The sequence below is a fragment of the Peribacillus sp. NPDC101480 genome, assembly GCF_050277335.1.
In the GTDB taxonomy this organism is placed as follows: Bacteria; Bacillota; Bacilli; order Bacillales; family DSM-1321; genus Peribacillus.
In genome coordinates this window covers 22,451-40,961 of the sequence record NZ_JBNNSB010000001.1, presented here as the reverse complement: position 1 = coordinate 40,961, position 18,511 = coordinate 22,451, and the positions used below count along the sequence as shown (strand labels likewise).

The window sequence follows — 18,511 nt, the reverse complement described above, 5'->3', positions numbered from 1 at the left end:
ATTGTTGACTATAATCAGTTTTTACAAATTCATGATTACACTTCTCGCGAAAAATGTTCAGCTCCCTTTTCAGCTGTTCCAATTGAGTTTCCAACTGTTTCATTTCAACTTTTATTTGGATTACCCGATTCATCGAATTCTCCCTCTCATCGGAATCATAAATAGATTTCCCCGTCCGTTTTCCTAAATTCATTCGCTTTTTCTTTAAGACCTTCATCGATTACCGACTCAAAGCCCAGACCCTTTTCCTTCGCCAAATCACGGATGTCTTGAGAAATCCTCATACTGCAGAATTTGGGTCCGCACATTGAACAGAAATGGGCTGTCTTGGCACCTTCAGCCGGTAGTGTTTCATCGTGATATTCAACTGCCCTTTCAGGATCGAGGGAAAGATTGAATTGATCTCTCCAACGGAATTCGAATCTAGCCTTCGAAAGGGCATCATCCCGTTTTCGTGCCTGGGGATGGCCTTTAGCAAGATCAGCTGCGTGGGCTGCAATTTTATAAGTAATGACCCCTACACGAACATCCTCTTTATTCGGAAGCCCCAAATGCTCTTTCGGTGTCACATAACAAAGCATGGCCGTTCCAAACCATCCAATCATGGCAGCACCAATCGCAGAAGTGATATGATCGTATCCAGGAGCTATATCCGTTGTCAATGGTCCCAGGGTATAGAATGGTGCTTCTTGACAGACTTCCAGCTGCTTATCCATATTTTCTTTAATCAAATGCATCGGTACGTGACCGGGTCCCTCCACCATGACTTGAACATCGTGCTTCCAAGCAATCTTCGTCAGTTCCCCAAGTGTTTCCAATTCAGCAAATTGAGCCTCATCGTTTGCATCTGCAATGGAGCCAGGACGGAGGCCGTCACCTAATGAGAAAGAGACATCATACGCCTTCATGATTTCACAAATCTCTTCAAAGTGAGTATAGAGAAAACTTTCTTGGTGGTGGGCCAAGCACCATTGTGCCATGATGGAGCCCCCCCGGGAAACGATTCCCGTAACTCGCTTTGCTGTCATGGGAATGTATCGCAAAAGCACTCCGGCGTGTATCGTGAAGTAATCCACACCTTGCTCAGCCTGCTCAATTAATGTATCCCGGAAAACTTCCCAATTTAAATCTTCCGCGACTCCATTCACTTTTTCCAATGCTTGATATATCGGAACCGTCCCAACTGGCACAGGAGAATTCCTGATAATCCATTCCCGGGTCGTGTGAATATTCTTACCGGTGGAAAGATCCATTATGTTGTCTGCACCCCAACGTGTAGCCCAAGTCATTTTCTCCACTTCTGCTTCAATCGATGAACTAACAGCGGAATTTCCAATATTCGCATTTATTTTCACATGAAAATTACGTCCAATGATCATGGGCTCACTTTCAGGATGGTTAATATTTGCCGGAATGATCGCCCTCCCGCTAGCTACCTCATCTCTTACAAAATCAGGGGCTACATTTTCCCTGATCGAGATGAATTCCATCTCAGGAGTTATGATACCTTTTCGGGCATAATGGAGCTGGGTTACGTTTTGCCCTTTCGCTGCACGCAATGGTTTTCTTTTCAATCCCGGAAAAATTTCTGCTTTCGTTTGTGACTCTTTTTTATACCCGTTATCTTCGGGCTTTATTTCACGCCCTTCATACTCTTCAACATCTTCCCTTTCCAGAACCCAGCTGCGTCTAATCGGGGCAAGACCTTTATGAATATCAATGGGATATTCTGAATCCGTATAAAAGCCGCTTGTGTCATATACTCGTAAAGGCGGATTCTCCTCTTCGCCGAAAGAACCTGTAGTCGGACTTAGCTTAATTTCACGCATGGGCACCCTAATATCGGGTCTAGATCCCTCAACATACACTTTTTTACTCCCGGCAAAACTGGACATAATTGAAACGTTCATGTCATTTACTGAATTACTCATCATGATTTCATTTCTCCTTTTTAAGTTCATTTAAAAAGGACAAAATCCAATCCATTTCGCACGAAAAAGCCAGATCTCATATTTAAGACCTGGCTAACGTTAGTATGGCTACAGAAATGACCAATTGAAATGTCATTGTTTAGTAGATTCTAACTTCCCCACGCTGGTATGAACCAGATCAGGTCCTGAGGGTTAAGAAGCTTAAGCGCTTCTCTCTCAGCCCAACTTTTATTGGACACCCCTAGTCTGAATAATTTAATTGATTACAGGGTAACTATATCTCACCCTTTTCATTCTGTAAATAATTTGAAAGACCTAATATTTTCATTACAACTATCAAAATTTATTATTTGAAGAAGAGCCGTTAATTAATTTCCAAGGCTCTCAAGGATAGGGTAAAGCTCCTCTAAATGCTTGATTTCATAGGTTGGAATCACTTCATTCCGTTCCTTATCATGGCGATTTATCCAAACCGACTTTATGCCTACCCGTGATGCTCCAAGGATATCCGTCATTAAATTATCGCCGACCATCAATACTTCATCCTTATCAAGCTCCATGATCCCCAAAGCATGCTCAAAAATGGAGGCATCCGGTTTACCTCTTCCAAATGCGCCTGAAATCACGATTTGGTCGAAATAAGGAACCAGTTCAGGCGTAATTTCAAGTTTCGTATTTTGCAGCTCAGGAGATCCGTTCGTAAGCAATAGCAACTTATACTTCCCTTTTAATTCATCCAGAACACGGAATGTTTCTTCATAGATAAATGGCTTTTTGCGTCTCTCCGCAGGGAAACGTTCTGCCAGTTCAAGTCCAAATTCCGGGTCATCGATCCCTAATGCCAATAACCCTCTCGTCCACGCTTCTTTCCGATAAGCCGGTGCAATCCCGGCCATCTTCCTGAATTCATCATGATCATCCTGAAAATTTCCCCATAGCCCCTCAAATGGGTTGATTCCGATCATTTGGGTGAATGCATATGTATCGTAAGAAGAATAAAGCTCACGCGCTTCCTTTCGCACAGCTTCTTCAAAATCCTCGACATTCAGATCATATTTCTCCTTGGCCACTTCACATGTGGCCACAAAAGCCTCTTTTACACTTTTCTGATCCCATAGTAATGTATCATCTAAATCAAAAAAAACTGCCTTCAGCAAAATGTCCACCCCTCTTTCCCTATTATTGAATTCGTAAAAATTACACTATTACAATAATAAACCACAACCAATAAAAAAAGAATAACTATTCGGAAAATGACTTACCTTTTCTAGTGGGAAACTCTTATCCACTTATCATCTTTCAAATACATACAGCTTTCCATTACTGGCAATCTTGAATTTGGGACCGGTGAACCCCCGTCGGATCAGCTCTTTCCTCATATATACCATGAGGGCGGCATGACTCACGATCAAAACATCCCTTTCCCCCTTTGCAAAGACTTCATCCAATACTTTATTGATCCTTCGCTCTGCGATCTTAATTTCCGCCCTTGTCTGCTTGTTTAACACCGAGCAGCAGCGAATCCAGATAGCCCAAAGGATGAATGGCAGCTTTACCCTTCCTTTAAGAGGCGGGGAAGGTATTTCCCGCAGCTCCTCCATCCGGTGAACCGGACCTGGATAGATATGTTCCGCTGTCTTGACAGCTCTCGACATATCACTGCAATAACACTCCTCCCATTCCTCCGCGCCAAATAAAGTCGTTCCATAAATAATATCCGCTGCATCATAGTCCTTAAACCATTGCTTCATATCATCCGCCGTCACTGATCTCCCAGTAGGAAATTCATGTGCCACCTTAAAATGCCGTACCAAACCAATTTTCATATCTTCTCCTTTTTATCTTTTAAAATATACGTTTCTTTTTCTTGTAAACAGCCCTTATCAATATATTACCCTATGTAAAACTATAAAAAAAAGTATGTTAAAACCATTAAAACCTTACTGAACTCTCCTTGACACTGTGTATATATTTAAAAGTTTTTAAAGATCCAGCGTTTAATTATGATAGCATCGAAAAAAGAGAAAGCATCTCGCCTTCTCCATTTATCGTTTAATCTATGAATTGTAGTTCTGTTATCGTACATCTTTTCCTGAATTTATATTTCCCGCTCAAATCACTGAATTGATAATCATTGAGAGATTTCCCCAGTTGTTCCCTAAGCTTCTCTACAGTGATGGATTCCTCAACTGTCTCTTTCCAATTTTCATTTCCGATCAACTCATCGAACGGAATGGTAGTCAGGACTTCATCATATATCTGGATGCTTTGATCGATGCCGAAGCTGCCATAGATACTGCCATTTTCATCAGCAAAGATATGATCCGATTCCAATTCCTCCACCAATACTTCCAGATATTCCTTTGACTTAACAGGCTTGATGGCAATCTCTGCTTCCGCCTTTACAGGTCCCAATCTCTTATCGACGATCTCTATCGTCAATTTAACATGAACAGGCGGATACCCAAACCCTTCACAAAGTTCTGTTGCCGAATTATATACCATCTGTACGTCCTCCTTTTGACACTATCATTATATAATAAAAATAGTACATTTCATTACCAAAAACCCTTATTCAAGTTCACTTGCATCTTATTTTTATAGCGACTCTTTTTCAATTCATACGCTCCTTCATCACTGAAGGGTCAATCGTCATATTTCGAGGATTTCCCTGATACGAAAGCCACGAATCCTGATTTTCTCAGTTCACGGGCATAATTATAAATTCATATTTCATACCTCATTTATACGTTTATCGATAATACACCATTAATTTTGATCGATTTATGAACTCAACTAAAAAGTCCAATGCCGCTCAGGACATTGGACTTTTTATAAGCTTCACATTATGGCTTTAGCACCACCTTAATACATTCATCCTCGTGATCGTTAAAGATTTGATAAGCCTCACTCGCTTTTTCTAGAGGGACTTTATGGGATATGATTTCCGTGGGGTCGAACTCTCCAGCCGTGATCTTATCAAAAAGCTTGGGCATGTAGTGAATGACCGGTGCTTGTCCCATTTTAAGATTAATGTTCCGCTCAAATAAATTGCCTAATGGGAACATATTATATTTGGATCCGTATACGCCAGTCAGTTGGATCGTGCCGAATTTACGTACGGCGTTAAGTGCAATCTCGATCGCACTTAACGTTCCACCCTGAAGTTTCAGCTTTTGCTCAATCGCTTCTATCGTTGATTTCTTGCCGTCCATTCCTACACAATCTATGACCACATCTGCCCCGCCAGAAGTGATTTCCTTAATGTAGCTGCCCATATCGTTATATTCATCGAAGTTATACGCCTCAACCTTATTCATCTGTTTAGCCTTATTGAGTCTATAAGGAAGATTGTCGATGGCAATGACCCTTTTTGCTCCTTTCATCCAAGCGAACTTCTGAGCCATCAACCCAATCGGCCCACAGCCCAATACCACTACCGTATCATCTTTCTTGACGCCAGCGTTCTCTACACTCCAATATGCGGTTGGCAGCACATCGGACATGAACAAAAGCGCTTCATCTTCAAGTTCACATGACTCTGGGATGACAAACGGCATGAAGTTTCCATATGGGACCCTTAAATATTCTGCCTGCCCGCCTGGATAGTTCCCATATCGTTCCGTAAAACCAAAGTACCCGCTTGTATCCACCGCTTCATTGGGGTTGGAATTATCACATTGACTCTCCATATCATGTTCACAGTAATAACAGTGCCCACAAGAAATGTTGAAAGGCAGGACAACCCTGTCCCCTTTTTTCACCTTTGTTACTTCCGGACCCACTTCTTCGACGATGCCCATCGGTTCATGGCCAATGACATAATCTTTATGCGTCGGCAAAGCACCCTGATATATATGGAGGTCGGACCCGCAAATAGCCGTTGAAGTCACTCGGACGATGATATCATCCTTTTGCTGAAGTTTCGGATTTTCAACTTGTTTTACCTGTATATCTTTTGCTCCTTGAAAAGTTACAGCCTTCATATTCAACCTCCTAAAATATTCTTTATACATTTGATATACCCGTCAAAAAAGGCTACTAAGCCTATGAACATCTAATTTCCCAAGAATCTCTTCATCATGCTGCACCAGGATGACAAAAAAAGCCCCGGAAACCGGGACTCACCTATGAAACCATTATTTAGGAACATTATTATTGTGCTTATACTCACTTAGTACCTCGTTGAATACATCGGGATAATTCGTAAACAGCCCCGTTGCACCCCATTCAAGAGCCTTTTTCATATCCGCTCTTTCATTTACTGTATATGGATGGAATTGGAGGTCATGGTCGCGAACCATCTTCACATATTGTCCGTCCACCTTATTGAAGTTCGGCCCAACGCCAATTGCATATTCCTTAATGGACTCCAATTCTTCATCGGAAATGGTTGCTGGGTTCTTATAAGAAAAAAGTTGCACAAGAGGTAACTTTGGATTCATGTCATGAACCTTCATAAGGCTTTCTTTACTGAACGATTGAATTAATACATTCTTGGTTCGGCCTTTTGAATCCACCATTTTATATTCTTCCAGAACCTGCAGAAGTTCTTCTTCCATTCCCGGATATACTTCAGGAGACTTTGTTTCGATATAGTAATTGGCCTGCTTTCCGAACTTCTTAAAGACTTCTTCAAGAGTGGGAACCGTTAACCCTTCATATACCTCTTTTGCCAATTGCGGATATTTTTCATTGAACCATGTACCGGCATCCAGTTTCTTGATTTCTGTCAGCGTTAAATCCTTCACCAGACCAGTACCATTCGTTGTACGATCCACCTTTTCATCATGCATTGCTATCAATCTACCATCCTTGGTCATTTGAAGATCGATTTCTATGTAGTCGCCTTTCATTTGTTCTCCCATTTGATAAGCTGGAATGGTATGTTCAGGTGCATAACCAGAAGCTCCCCGATGTGCAATATTCACGATTTTCTTCTCATAAATAGATGAATTGGTATGATTTCCATTTGCAGCTAGGGTCCCGATGGAAGTAGCCTGCCATATAAAAGCCGCACTCATCATACAAAAACTGAATTTCTTTATATTCGTTTTCATTTTCCCTCTCTCCCTCCTACTATTACCATCATTTTAGAAGGGGATTGTGAACTTACAGCAAATATAATGTAAAGAAATAATATATTATCTAAAATGGTTAAAATAACCTATCAAATACAAGGCATTCATGTAGTTTTTTCTACCTGATTAACCGTTTCATTGACACTTTAAGCCTTCCAGACCCATATTAAATCAAACTCAAAGCCGATAAATTCCAGATATTAGATCAGATATTCCAATGTTGACATACCAAGAGGACCTGTACAGAATTGCCCCTTAACTCCTTGCCCTGACCTTCAGGTACTGAATTCCACCCGACCCATGCCTGGAGTATGGTCTTTTCTAAAATATAGATACAAAGACTATCAATACAAAATCTATCTTTTTCTGATTTACAAAAAACTAGTATCATATTACTATTAAACAAACAGAATATTAATCCTAAGGGGAATTATGTTAAAAAATTATCAATATTATCAAAACAAACACCGATTTATACTGAAAGCATTCATGGCAATGATATCCTTTTTACTATTAGTTGGGATTTCTGTATCACCTATAAGTTGGAAAGATAATCCCTACGAGATGACATTACAGGTCATTTTAATATCGGGGATGATAATTTCTCTGTTATTTTTCTTAAAAACAGAAGTCAATTTTTATAAGACCCTATTCATTTTCTTAATTACTGTTTATTTATATAGCAAATTTTTGATATTTCCAGATACAGCAATCATGCTTTCTTTATTTGCTATAGCACCCTTGTTTCCCATTTTTCTCTTTGATAAAATCGGGTTTTATGTTGTGGCCACTTTAAATATCATATTAGGTCCCGCTTCCATCATGATCATTTCAAAAACGGATCTTCAATACACTTATGAATATGTCGCTTTGGATAGTTTCGGCAACACGCTTAATTTCATCGCCATTCAAATCATATTGGTATTCGTGTTCATAGGCACCAATAATAGGATGGAATCCACTAATGCATTCCACAAGGAAATACAGCAGGCCAAACAATTGAACTCAGTCGGACAGCTAGCTGCCACCATTGCACATGAGATACGTAATCCGATTACAGTCGTTAAAGGGTTTGCCCAGTTATTAGATCAAGAGAAGGAACTGAATGAAACGGAAAAATTTTATGTACAGACCATGCTTACGGAACTTGAATATACACAAGTGATAATCAATGACTATTTGTCTTTGGCAAAACCGCATACGGATAATGTACAGGTCATACCTTTAAATTATGAAATCCAAAAGATTTCCGATTTATTAACCAGTTTCGCCAATAATCGTAACATAGGCTTTCTCCTGGACTTCCGTGACGACCTGCACATTAACATGAATCCCATCGAACTTAAACAGATACTGGTCAATATCATGAAAAATGGAATTGAGTCAATGAACAAACCTGGATTCATCAAGGTGGAAACAGAGCAGGAACGCACTATGGCAAAAATACGAATAACGGATACAGGAATAGGTCTCTCAAAAGAACAGCTTGAAATTCTAGGTACCCCATTTTATTCACTTAAAGATAGGGGAACCGGTATCGGCCTGACCGTTTGTTATTCCATCGTTCAAAAATACAAAGGGAAAATCGTGGTACAGAGCGAAGTGAACAGAGGAACATCGTTCACCATTTATTTGCCCTTATATAAAAAAATAGATTAAATATATATCCCTAATAAGAAAAAGGATGACCACCCATCACCGGGCGGTCATCCTTTTTCAATTAGGCTTTAAAACTATCTTGCCATTTCAGCAAATGATTTTCTAAAAAGCGGACAAACGAGTCTGAGATTTTACCAGCGAGGGCAAAAATGATGATGCCTACGAATACGACGTCCGTTTGCATGAATGAACGGGCATCCTGGATCATGAAGCCCACTCCTCTATCCGCACCCAGCAATTCAGCCACGACCAGGCACATCCAAGCCGCACTTAAGGCTAAACGGATACCAAGTAATATGTTTGGCAAAGCTGCAGGAATCATGAGCTTCGTTATTTGTTCCCGTCGGCTAAACTCCAATATTAGGGCAACATCGTACAGTTTTTTATCCACATTCCGAAGTCCCAAAAAAGTTTGTAAATATAAAGGAAAAAAAGCACCTAAAGCGATAAGCAGCACTTTGGATAGTTCACCAAATCCGAACCACATAATAAATAAAGGGGTAATAGCAAGTAAAGGGACCGTTCGTAACATTTGAATGCTCGGGTTTAAATATTCCTCGGATTTTTTTTGCATGCCAACGATGACTCCAAACAATAATCCTAAAAAACCACCTAATGCAAAGCCTAGAATAGCCCGCGTTAAACTGATTTGTAAATGCATGCCCATTTCCCCCGACTGAACGAGATCAATGAAAGTCGTGACGATCAATAAAGGTGATGAGAATAATTGGGCAGGCAGGATGCCAACCGATCCTAATGTTTGCCATGCAATCAACACGACAACGGGAAGGACCGAACCCCGCAATGCCGATTTGGCGAGTTTGGATTGTTTTGTCGTTTCCCTAATGACAAGCGGCTTGTTTTGAGCAACGGTCTGTGTAGACATAATTTTCATCCTTCCTTTTTTCAAAAATTTAATTAAATGCTCCAATCTTCCACTTCTACTTGATGATGATCAAGTTGGGTTAATATGACGGACCTGAATTCCTGAAACGCTTTGCTTGTTCGAGTTCTTGGATATGGCAAATCAATTGGAACGATAGCTTTAATCCGTCCAGGCTTTGCATCCATGACGACCACTTTCCTCGATAAAAAGATGGATTCATCTATATCATGGGTGACAAGCACCATCGTTGTCTTATTCCTCTCCCATATTTCTAGTAAAGCCTCTTGAAGATGCGTTCGCGTGAATGCATCCAACGCCCCGAATGGCTCATCCAGTAATAATACTTCCGGATTACGTAATAAAGCCCTGGCAATGGCAACACGCTGTGACATTCCACCGGATAATTGGCGTGGATACGCCGTTTCAAATCCTTTTAGTTTAACAAGTGAAATCAAATCATCCACCCTTTTTCGAATGTCCGGTTTCTTTAATGGAAGGTTACCTGCAATATTCTTCTCCACGTTTAGCCATGGAAATAAGCGATGCTCCTGAAAAATGAAACCACGGTCTTTAGAAGGGCCGCTAACCGGATGATCACCTGCCATGATTGCTCCGTCAAAGTCTGAATCAAGTCCTGCGATCAACTTTAATAATGTGCTTTTCCCGCAGCCGCTCGGACCAATGATGGTGACGAATTCACCATTGTTGACGGTCAGATTTAAATTATCCAAAACATGGACACTTTCATTCTCATTCTTAAATGTTTTGCTTACTTGATTAATTTCTAACGTCGCAACCAATACCCTCACCCTTTCTCAAATAAAAAAATAGAGATCCAGCAATAAGGCACATATTGTCCCTTTGCTGAATCTCTAGTTAACTAGTCGATTCAATATTTCATTTTATATTAACTTATCGATTATTTATAATCAACACCTAATACCAATTTATTTTATCGGATTAATAGTGAAAAAGTAATTGACAGATAATTCTAACAGCTGTTAAGATGCATTCATACACAAATCCGCTTCACACAGGAGCCAATTAAATAAAGGTCATGTGAATCAACTGGACTACCGGAGATTCAATGAAGAGTAACCCCGGCATACTCTTCGTTGAATCTCTTTTTTGTCATTAATCAGACTATCCAGATGTGGTAAGTGTATTAGAGAAGGAGGGAATTCATGAAGGAATATCGTAACAAATTAACCGCATTACTACTTGCCATCATTAGCATCGCTGTATTGGCAGGCTGTAATTCCGATGCCGGCAAAGCTTCCGGGAAAAGTGATCCACTGAAAGTTCATATTGCCTTAAATGGCAAGATGGGACCATTGGTCATTGCAAAGGAAAAGAGATTGTTCAACGAAGAGTTTTCTAAACTGGATGCCCAAATCGAGTGGAGTGAATTCTCGAGTGGTCCCCCGCTTTTGGAATCCCTTGCTTCCAATCGGGTTGACCTGTCTTTTTTAGGGGATGGTGCACTGATTGCCGGCATTGATAAGAATCTGCCATTCGAAGTGATTGCACAAACAGGACGGGGTGAGTCATCTGTCCGGATCCTGGCTCAAGCAGAAGGTAACATAAAGAAGATTGAAGACTTAAAAGGAAAAACGGTCGGTGTTGCCTCGGGGACAACGGGTCATGTGTATTTAATCAAGGCATTGAAAGCCCATGGCTTAACGACTGATGACATTAAACTGATCAATTTACAACCGGATGATGCTCAAGCAGCTTTTGAAACCAAACAATTGGACGCCTGGGCGATATGGAACCCTTATTACCTTAATAATATTGAAAAAGGGAATGCTGTCGCGCTTAAAGTAAAAGGAAAAATATTAGCACCTGGAGCTATCATTGCACGTAAAGGCTTTGCCGAAGAGCATCCTGAAATTGTAGAAGCATATTTAAAGGTTTATAAAAAAGCTGCCGACTGGCAAATTGAAAATCCAGATGAAGCATCTGAAATTTATTCCAAAGAAACTAAATTGCCTGTGGGTACGGTCAAGACAATAATAACGGCCGAAGAACCAAATATCTTCTTTACCGAAGATGCCATCAAAGCACAACAAGAATCCATCGATACTTTAGCTGGTGTGGGTTATATCAAGAAATCATTTGATTTTAAAAATCAGATCCACAATGAATACATTGATGAAGCCTTTAAAAAATAAAAAAACATACTTTACAGGAGGAGATTGATTATGACGGAAACTAAAATACAACAATTAAAAGTGGTACCGGTAGCAGGAAGGATTGGAGCGGAAATTCAAGGAGTCCAATTAAGCGGAGACTTGGACTTAGCTATTTTCAGTGAAATCAAACAAGCGTTAAATGATCATAAAGTCGTATTCTTCAAAGGTCAAAACCATTTGGACGATGCCAGCCAAGAAGCATTTGCCAAACTATTGGGTGAGCCTTATGCACATCCTACAGTACCGGTCAAAGACAATACTAACTATATTTTCGAACTTGATTCCGAACGGGGTGCTAAAGCAAACCATTGGCATACTGATGTCACTTTTGTTCCAGAAGTTCCCAAATACTCTGTTTTAAGAGGTGTAACCATCCCTGATGTTGGCGGCGATACAGTCTGGGCAAATACCAATAAAGCATATGAGGACCTGCCGGATGGATTGAAGAAATTAGCTGACGGACTATGGGCAATCCATACAAATGAATATGATTATGCACAATTCAAACCAGCCGAAAACATTGATGATGAGGTTAAAAAGAAATATCGTGATATATTCGAATCCACCATTTATAAAACAAGGCATCCAGTCGTTCACGTGCACGCAGAAACAGGAAAAAAGCATTTGTTATTAGGTGGCTTTGCTGGAAGAGTGGAAGGATATACAACAAGTGAATCTGAAAGATTATTAAGTATCTTCGATTCATACGTCACGCGCTTAGAAAATACCGTCCGTTGGCAATGGAGTGAAGGGGACGTGGTCATTTGGGATAACCTGGCCACGCAGCATTATGCTATTGCCGATTACGGGGAACAGCATCGCGTCGTTCGCAGGGTCACTGTAGGTAAAGACGTTCCCGTAAACAAGGAGAACGAGTCAAGCAAACTAATTATTAAAAAATAAACCCCTGTATCGATTGAAAGGTTCGAAAATACTCAAACCTCCTGAGGAACTGGCCTTAGTGCAGGAGGTTTGAGTATTTTCTTTTTGAACAGGTCTTTCCACTCGCCCTTTGGCATTTTCAGTACTTTCTATCCCCTCATTTAAAATTAACTTCAATGAATTCAACCTCTTCTGCCCGACTTAATGTTCCATGGGCTTTTCCAACGGTGCCTTCTTTGTCTTCCCAAAAGAAGTTATGGTCCTGAACGATCGTGCTAAAATCAAAGTCTCGCCACCGGGCAGCGATGGCCAGCAATCTATCTCTATGCTGAAAATCACTTGAATCCACTATTTTATAAACTTCTTCTATAATCTTAGGGGACATCGGTATAGCTCCCCATTTATCTTGCGAGCGAACCTTTTGATGAGTCATTTTATGCATGACGTCCATGACTTCCATTTCGGTTGAGCCTTCATCAAGTCCTGTTTCAAATTCGATCCCATCATATATCGCAGTTTTGGCCTCAAGTTCCGCAGCTTTCGCTTTTGCTTCCCTTTGGGCTTCGATTTTTTCATCTTCTCTTTCTCTTTCAATTTGTTCTTTGGCTTCCCTGGCTTCAATTACCAGTTGAGCTTTTTCGTACTCATTGGAGTTCTCCATGATTTTAAAGGAAGCAGCCCCCACCCCGAATAATGCAACAGCAGAGATTCCACTAACAAGTAAAACCTTTTGCGTTTTCTTCATAAAACTTCCTCCAAGATTGATAATGTCAGATAATATTTATTTTAACATATTAAATGGATGTACTATCCAGAAAAGGTAGACATCCAACCTTCTCATCCCTTCAAGAAGAATTACAGTAGTTTCAGATATCGATATTTCTCCAAGGTACCTTTCTATTTTTTCAAGAAGATTCATTCGTCACTTATTCCATGCTGGATGACATATTTAATGCAGCAAAAGTAGACAAAGAAAAATTGATAATACCGGGTGCCGGGCATTGTGAAGCTGAGGTAGTGGATCCGGAATAGTATGGGAACAAGGTATGGGGTTTGTGGATAAATATATGGATTAATGTAAGAGGGTAAAAAGAAACTGCCGATATGCAATCGGCAGTTTCCTTTCGTTTTCGTCCAGCAAATTTTTGGGCTTACTGATGGCGTTTTATCAGGATTAATTAGCCTGAACGATTATTTCATCGATTATACCGTAATCCTTCGCCTCATTTGCGCTTAAGAAATAATCACGATCTGTGTCCCTCGCCACCTTTTCGATAGGCTGACCGGTCCTTTCCGAGATGATTTGATTGATATGATCCTTTAGCTTTAAAATCCTTCGGGCAGAAATTTCAATCTCCGTGGCTTGCCCCCTCGCCCCACCAAGCGGTTGATGAAGCATGATTTCACTATTTGGCAAAGCGCACCTTTTCCCTTTCGTACCCGCCAATAAAAGCATGGCACCGAATGATGCAGCCATCCCCGTACATACAGTCCGGACATCAGGCTTAATATATTGCATCGTATCATAAATGGCGAAACCGGCACTGGTCGATCCCCCTGGACTGTTTATGAAGATGGTAATTTCTTTATCAGGTGCATCCGCTGCCAAGAATAACAATTGGGCAACCACGCTATTGGCTAAATGATCGGTGATCTCTTCCCCAATCATGATGATACGGTCTTTTAGAAGTCTGGAATAAATATCGTACGAGCGCTCACCCTTGCTTGATTGCTCAATTACATATGGAATGGTGGTCATATCTCTTCTTCCTCCTAACAATATAATTGGCTATGCAGCCATTGAGAGTGTGTTTGAAGGAGTGAAGCTTGATTGAGAAAGAATCGGACGATTCATCAGTTTAGGAATCATCGATTCACTGTTCAGGGATTTGAAAGATGGGATGTTTCTAATAAGGATATCAGGATTTTGGGCTTTTAAAGCCTGTGTCATCAGGGACATGAGCCGCTGTTCCTCCTCATCCTGCCAATCTTCCACACAAGACAACATACGCTCATCAACGTCATTGTCAAAACGCTTTTTCACACGGTTCAAGATGGCTTTTACTGCTGTTTCCGTGGTGTTCAAATAATCTGAGATTTCTTTTGACCGATAGAGGAACCCTTCCTTTAATATGAACACTACAGCTTGTTTCGGGGTAAGGGATTTAATTATATATTCAACCGTTTCAAAAACATTTTCCCCTCCTGCCCCCTGCTGTTCGGTATCCAACAGATCGTCTAAGGATTCTTTTTTCCTTTTTCTAATCGTATCAATCCAGGAATGGCGGGCAATCGTCTTCAATAGAGCGGTTGTTATCTCCGTTTTCTTTCCATAGCCCTGCATTGCCCTCAATATCGTTTCCTGTGCCAAATCATCCCCATCCCAATTATTTTGGGTCAGGAATCGGCAAAACCGCAGCAATTCAGGATAGACTTCACGCAAAATCGCATCGTTATCATTTTCTTCAGAAATATCTTCCCTTAACTTATTTATCATTTTTTCTCACTCCTTCAACACCCTCTATCCTATAAACGTTTCAGAAAGAGAAAAAGATATGGGGGTGAAAAATTTTCCTTCATTCTTCTTTATATCCTATTCCATTTTTTCCATTGGATTTCCTTTCATACTAAAAACCTGTTTGGTTAAGCTCCAAACAGGCTAATGTCAATGTTCTGTATGCAACAAATAAGGCCTCCCCCGCTGTGTACCCGGTTCGTCACCAAGCATTTCAGTGAAGACCTTATTTACCAAACCAATTATTATTCTCCGTACACGCCATTAAGCCAACCAGCAAAATCTTTGGAAGTGACTTTCAGGAATGTTTCGTATATATCCAAACCTTTTCCCAATTCTCAACTTGTTCCGATATCCCTGACCTCCCCGGATGTCCTTGTAGTGAATCCTGAATTTCAAATTTCCGGATGATCCATAGGAACTCAGCTGCTATTCCAAGTGTTCAATGCATTCGACCGTGTATTCGCTAGGTTCCATGTCGTTTTCTTCGATACCAAACCAATTGGAAGTGCGACCTTCATTAGCGCTATCTTTACAATAGTTCACCATAGAACCTGCTGGATTATCTTCAGATTCAGACTCTTGATCGCTCATCTCTTCAAAATTCACCGATCGCTCGTTATGACGCTCTCTGTCTACCTTTTCATTCTCCAGGTCTGCGAACATGAACATGCAGTAAAAAACGGCTATCATAATTGCCATAGTAATCAACCTTGAGCTTAAAGGCAGTACCTTTTTCAATATAGCTAAAACTCTCTTCATGGCGGTTTCCCCAATCCTACTAAAGCATAATAAATTCAGAATGAATTAATTCATCTATTAAATATCCATCAATAACACTAGTTTAGAAAAATATTACTATTTTCAGTATATCAAGTTCCAGAAGTTTTTTATGCTATTATTCAATAAACAACTAAAATACTCCGAACCCTATAAAAAGGACAGTCCAAAAAATATCAGTATACTCCTCAAATTGACTTCCATCCTTTTTCAGTGTTACTCTTAAAAGTATACATTCAAAATACTGATTCCATTAGTGTGAATTAAGGGTGAACACATTTGCCGAAAGAACATTTAATAGACGTTCAACCAATCAGATCATTGGAAAAATTAGATGATATGAAATGGTCATTGAAAAGACATTGCAGCGAGAGAGACTACATATTGTTCTTGTTAGGCATCAATACCGGATTGCGTGTAACTGATTTATTATCGCTGAAGATAAAGGACATTAAAGGCAAGATGGAGGTCATCATCAAGGAAGGGAAAGCAAAAAAGCCAAGAATGATACAGCTTAATACTATATGTAATGAATTGGCCGCCTATATAGCCACCATTGATGGTGAATGGCTATTCCCCTCACGCAAGGGCGATAAGCCAATAAGTAAGATACAAGCTTACAGACAGCTTAATAAAGCAGCTGACATGGTGGACATCGAGGGCGTCGGTACACATACCATGCGGAAAACATTCGGGTACTGGCACTTTAAACGAAGTAAGAACCTCGCTGAGTTACAAATGATCCTTAACCATTCACACCCTGTAATTACACTTAAGTACATTGGGGTTGCTGAAGAAGGAACAGAGGGCAGCTTAAATGACTTTACACTATGGGAGGACGGAAGAAATGTCACTGACTGAATACAATGCAAAATATGAATCTATCATTCGCAGCAATATTTCCGACAGACAAAAGGCATTGAAGTTAGCTGATCTAATGACCGATATGGAAGGCCAGCTAAAAAATGAAATCGGGGAACATCGAAATAAAGAGGTAAATGCTTTATATAAAAAAGTATCTCTTTTCTCCAACTTGTTATAACCAGCTTAAGACCTTGCCCTTATGTGCAGAGGTCTTTTTTTCCTAGAAAGTTAAAGCTTTAAACTGAACCTCATTTATAATGCATCTGATAGGCACTTTTCATCTTCCTGTAACACCACAACATAACACAATGAAAAAGCTCTATTCCAAACTTCATTCCCTCTCTTCTCTGACTCTCCTAAGCCGTATGCTTAAGATTTAATTCCAGACAACTTTCGAATAAAAAAGTTAATTAATATCATCCGGTACACTCGGTAATGGTTTCAATGTTTACAAATTAAACATACTTAAGGAATACTTTTTCGCCATCATTTCCAAGATTTTTATCCCGGCAACGCTGTTCCCCTTCTCATCCAGCGCTGCACCATAAATTCCAATCCCACATTTTCCGGGGACGGCTCCCATGATTCCCCCTGACACACCGCTTTTAGCCGGTATGCCAACATTAATGGCAAATTCACCTGATGCGTTATACATGCCGCAAGTAACCATGAATGTCTTGCAAATACGGGCAATGTCCCCGGGGATGATTTGCTTTCCCGTCAACAAATCTTTCCCATTCATGGCAAGCACACAGCCTATCCTCGCTAAATCCTGACTGTCCATTTCAATGGCACACTGCTTCGAATACAATTCAATTAAATCCTCCACATCCTCATTTATTACATTATGCTGCTTTAAAAAATAGCTTAACGACCTATTCAAGTCTGCTGTATTGTATTCTGACCGGGCAACATCTTCATTAAAACCGATAGTAGGATTTTGCGTCAACTCCCGGATAAAATGTAAAATACGCTGAAATCGCTCATTTACACTGTTACCTGCAATCATATGGGTCACAGTCAATGCTCCTGCATTGATCATCGGGTTTAACGGCTTGGATGGCTTGTTTGTCTCTAACTTGGCAATCGAGTTAAAAGGGTCGCCGGTAGGTTCTTTTCCTACATAGGAAAAGACATATTCCTCTCCCTTTTCCATTAATACCAAAGCAAGTGTCAAAACTTTTGATATGCTTTGCAGGGTCATTTTACCTCTTACATCCCCAGCACAATATCCTTTTCCGTCAGGATAGTAAATTGCAACAGACAAATCCCCAGGATTCGCCTTCTCAAGAGCCGGTATATAGTCTGCCACTGTTCCCATATTTGTATGTTTTTTTGCCTCATCGACCAGTTGCTGTAATTCTTCATTGGAACTGCATTGACATCCCATATTGTTCACAATTTTCCGCCCCTTAGAAAATTTGTTTTGTGAAGTGTTCTTTTAGATAGTGGTTTTATTATTTATTACCATATTTCATCGATATTATTTAAAAAACTACGAAGCGGCACTTTCCTGGTTTTAGATTTCTTAAATAATAATTCTTTAAAGAAATTTTCATATGCTTCTTACTGATACTAATTCACCCATTATAAGGTCTAACCATACTCCCCTAATCTAAATGCATACGGTTCTGAATTATTTTCGTCGTGTTTAAAGAAAAAAGACCTCACATAATCGTTGAGATCTTGATTTTAATGCTGCGTTGGAATCAAATAGG

Annotated in this window: 18 protein-coding genes and 1 riboswitch; of the genes, 5 read left to right on the top strand and 13 right to left on the bottom strand. The window is 40.2% G+C overall.

Annotated features, from left to right (window positions below; all coding sequences use genetic code 11):
* Window positions 1-155: 155 nt before the first annotated feature.
* From thiC to ACQKMF_RS00275, 6 genes are all read right to left on the bottom strand, one after another.
* A complete protein-coding gene (thiC, locus tag ACQKMF_RS00300; protein WP_101223418.1) occupies window positions 156-1,934 on the bottom strand; it encodes a phosphomethylpyrimidine synthase ThiC in 1,779 nt (592 codons plus the stop codon).
* A gap of 135 nt (window positions 1,935-2,069) precedes the next feature.
* A riboswitch (TPP riboswitch) is annotated at window positions 2,070-2,184 on the bottom strand.
* A 115-nt stretch (window positions 2,185-2,299) separates the two neighbouring features.
* Window positions 2,300-3,088: an HAD family hydrolase gene (locus ACQKMF_RS00295; protein ID WP_402939993.1), complete on the bottom strand. Its 789-nt coding sequence runs from the start codon at window positions 3,086-3,088 to the stop codon at window positions 2,300-2,302.
* A gap of 135 nt (window positions 3,089-3,223) precedes the next feature.
* Entirely contained in the window at window positions 3,224-3,757 is a 534-nt protein-coding gene (locus tag ACQKMF_RS00290; protein WP_101223420.1) for a histidine phosphatase family protein, read from the bottom strand.
* A 226-nt stretch (window positions 3,758-3,983) separates the two neighbouring features.
* The gene (locus ACQKMF_RS00285; protein ID WP_101223421.1) at window positions 3,984-4,436 is read right to left on the bottom strand and encodes a hypothetical protein; all 453 of its coding nucleotides are present in this window, start codon (window positions 4,434-4,436) and stop codon (window positions 3,984-3,986) included.
* Window positions 4,437-4,777: 341 nt separating this feature from the next.
* The gene (locus ACQKMF_RS00280) at window positions 4,778-5,917 is read right to left on the bottom strand and encodes a zinc-dependent alcohol dehydrogenase (RefSeq protein ID WP_427571272.1); all 1,140 of its coding nucleotides are present in this window, start codon (window positions 5,915-5,917) and stop codon (window positions 4,778-4,780) included.
* A 153-nt stretch (window positions 5,918-6,070) separates the two neighbouring features.
* The gene (locus ACQKMF_RS00275; RefSeq protein WP_427571270.1) at window positions 6,071-6,991 is read right to left on the bottom strand and encodes a glycerophosphodiester phosphodiesterase; all 921 of its coding nucleotides are present in this window, start codon (window positions 6,989-6,991) and stop codon (window positions 6,071-6,073) included.
* A gap of 453 nt (window positions 6,992-7,444) precedes the next feature.
* On the opposite strand from ACQKMF_RS00275, the gene ACQKMF_RS00270 reads away from it, so the two are divergent.
* The gene (locus tag ACQKMF_RS00270) at window positions 7,445-8,671 is read left to right on the top strand and encodes a sensor histidine kinase (protein WP_101223424.1); all 1,227 of its coding nucleotides are present in this window, start codon (window positions 7,445-7,447) and stop codon (window positions 8,669-8,671) included.
* Window positions 8,672-8,732: 61 nt separating this feature from the next.
* Here ACQKMF_RS00270 and ACQKMF_RS00265 read toward each other — a convergent pair whose 3' ends face one another.
* Both ACQKMF_RS00265 and ACQKMF_RS00260 read right to left on the bottom strand, forming a co-directional pair.
* Window positions 8,733-9,566: an ABC transporter permease gene (locus tag ACQKMF_RS00265; protein ID WP_427571268.1), complete on the bottom strand. Its 834-nt coding sequence runs from the start codon at window positions 9,564-9,566 to the stop codon at window positions 8,733-8,735.
* A gap of 23 nt (window positions 9,567-9,589) precedes the next feature.
* Entirely contained in the window at window positions 9,590-10,357 is a 768-nt protein-coding gene (locus ACQKMF_RS00260; protein WP_427571266.1) for an ABC transporter ATP-binding protein, read from the bottom strand.
* 384 nt (window positions 10,358-10,741) lie between these two features.
* Between ACQKMF_RS00260 and ACQKMF_RS00255 the strand changes: the two genes are divergently transcribed.
* A complete protein-coding gene (locus tag ACQKMF_RS00255) occupies window positions 10,742-11,731 on the top strand; it encodes an ABC transporter substrate-binding protein (protein ID WP_427571264.1) in 990 nt (329 codons plus the stop codon).
* Window positions 11,732-11,761: 30 nt separating this feature from the next.
* Window positions 11,762-12,655 carry a TauD/TfdA dioxygenase family protein gene (locus ACQKMF_RS00250; RefSeq protein WP_427571262.1) on the top strand — a complete coding sequence of 298 codons (894 nt, stop codon included), beginning with the start codon at window positions 11,762-11,764 and terminating at the stop codon, window positions 12,653-12,655.
* Window positions 12,656-12,791: 136 nt separating this feature from the next.
* On the opposite strand, the gene ACQKMF_RS00245 is transcribed toward ACQKMF_RS00250, so the two are convergent.
* The 4 genes from ACQKMF_RS00245 to ACQKMF_RS00230 form a co-directional block, all read right to left on the bottom strand.
* Window positions 12,792-13,379 (bottom strand): DUF6241 domain-containing protein, encoded by a 588-nt coding sequence (locus ACQKMF_RS00245; RefSeq protein ID WP_101223428.1) that lies wholly within the window; start codon window positions 13,377-13,379, stop codon window positions 12,792-12,794.
* 429 nt (window positions 13,380-13,808) lie between these two features.
* Window positions 13,809-14,393 carry an ATP-dependent Clp endopeptidase proteolytic subunit ClpP gene (gene clpP, locus ACQKMF_RS00240; RefSeq protein ID WP_402940012.1) on the bottom strand — a complete coding sequence of 195 codons (585 nt, stop codon included), beginning with the start codon at window positions 14,391-14,393 and terminating at the stop codon, window positions 13,809-13,811.
* A 30-nt stretch (window positions 14,394-14,423) separates the two neighbouring features.
* The gene (locus tag ACQKMF_RS00235) at window positions 14,424-15,131 is read right to left on the bottom strand and encodes a sigma-70 family RNA polymerase sigma factor (RefSeq protein ID WP_402940015.1); all 708 of its coding nucleotides are present in this window, start codon (window positions 15,129-15,131) and stop codon (window positions 14,424-14,426) included.
* Window positions 15,132-15,578: 447 nt separating this feature from the next.
* Entirely contained in the window at window positions 15,579-15,911 is a 333-nt protein-coding gene (locus ACQKMF_RS00230; RefSeq protein ID WP_402940018.1) for a hypothetical protein, read from the bottom strand.
* A 357-nt stretch (window positions 15,912-16,268) separates the two neighbouring features.
* Between ACQKMF_RS00230 and ACQKMF_RS00225 the strand changes: the two genes are divergently transcribed.
* A complete protein-coding gene (locus ACQKMF_RS00225; protein WP_402940186.1) occupies window positions 16,269-16,790 on the top strand; it encodes a tyrosine-type recombinase/integrase in 522 nt (173 codons plus the stop codon).
* Complete coding sequence (locus tag ACQKMF_RS00220; protein WP_053533812.1) at window positions 16,777-16,971, top strand: hypothetical protein; 195 nt, start codon at window positions 16,777-16,779, stop codon at window positions 16,969-16,971. Before ACQKMF_RS00225 ends, ACQKMF_RS00220 begins: the two co-directional genes overlap by 14 nt.
* A gap of 270 nt (window positions 16,972-17,241) precedes the next feature.
* Here the strand turns inward: ACQKMF_RS00220 and glsA are convergent, their stop codons facing one another.
* On the bottom strand, window positions 17,242-18,183 hold the full coding sequence (glsA, locus tag ACQKMF_RS00215; protein WP_427572375.1) for a glutaminase A: 942 nt from the start codon (window positions 18,181-18,183) through the stop codon (window positions 17,242-17,244).
* Between the last annotated feature and the right edge of the window lie 328 nt (window positions 18,184-18,511).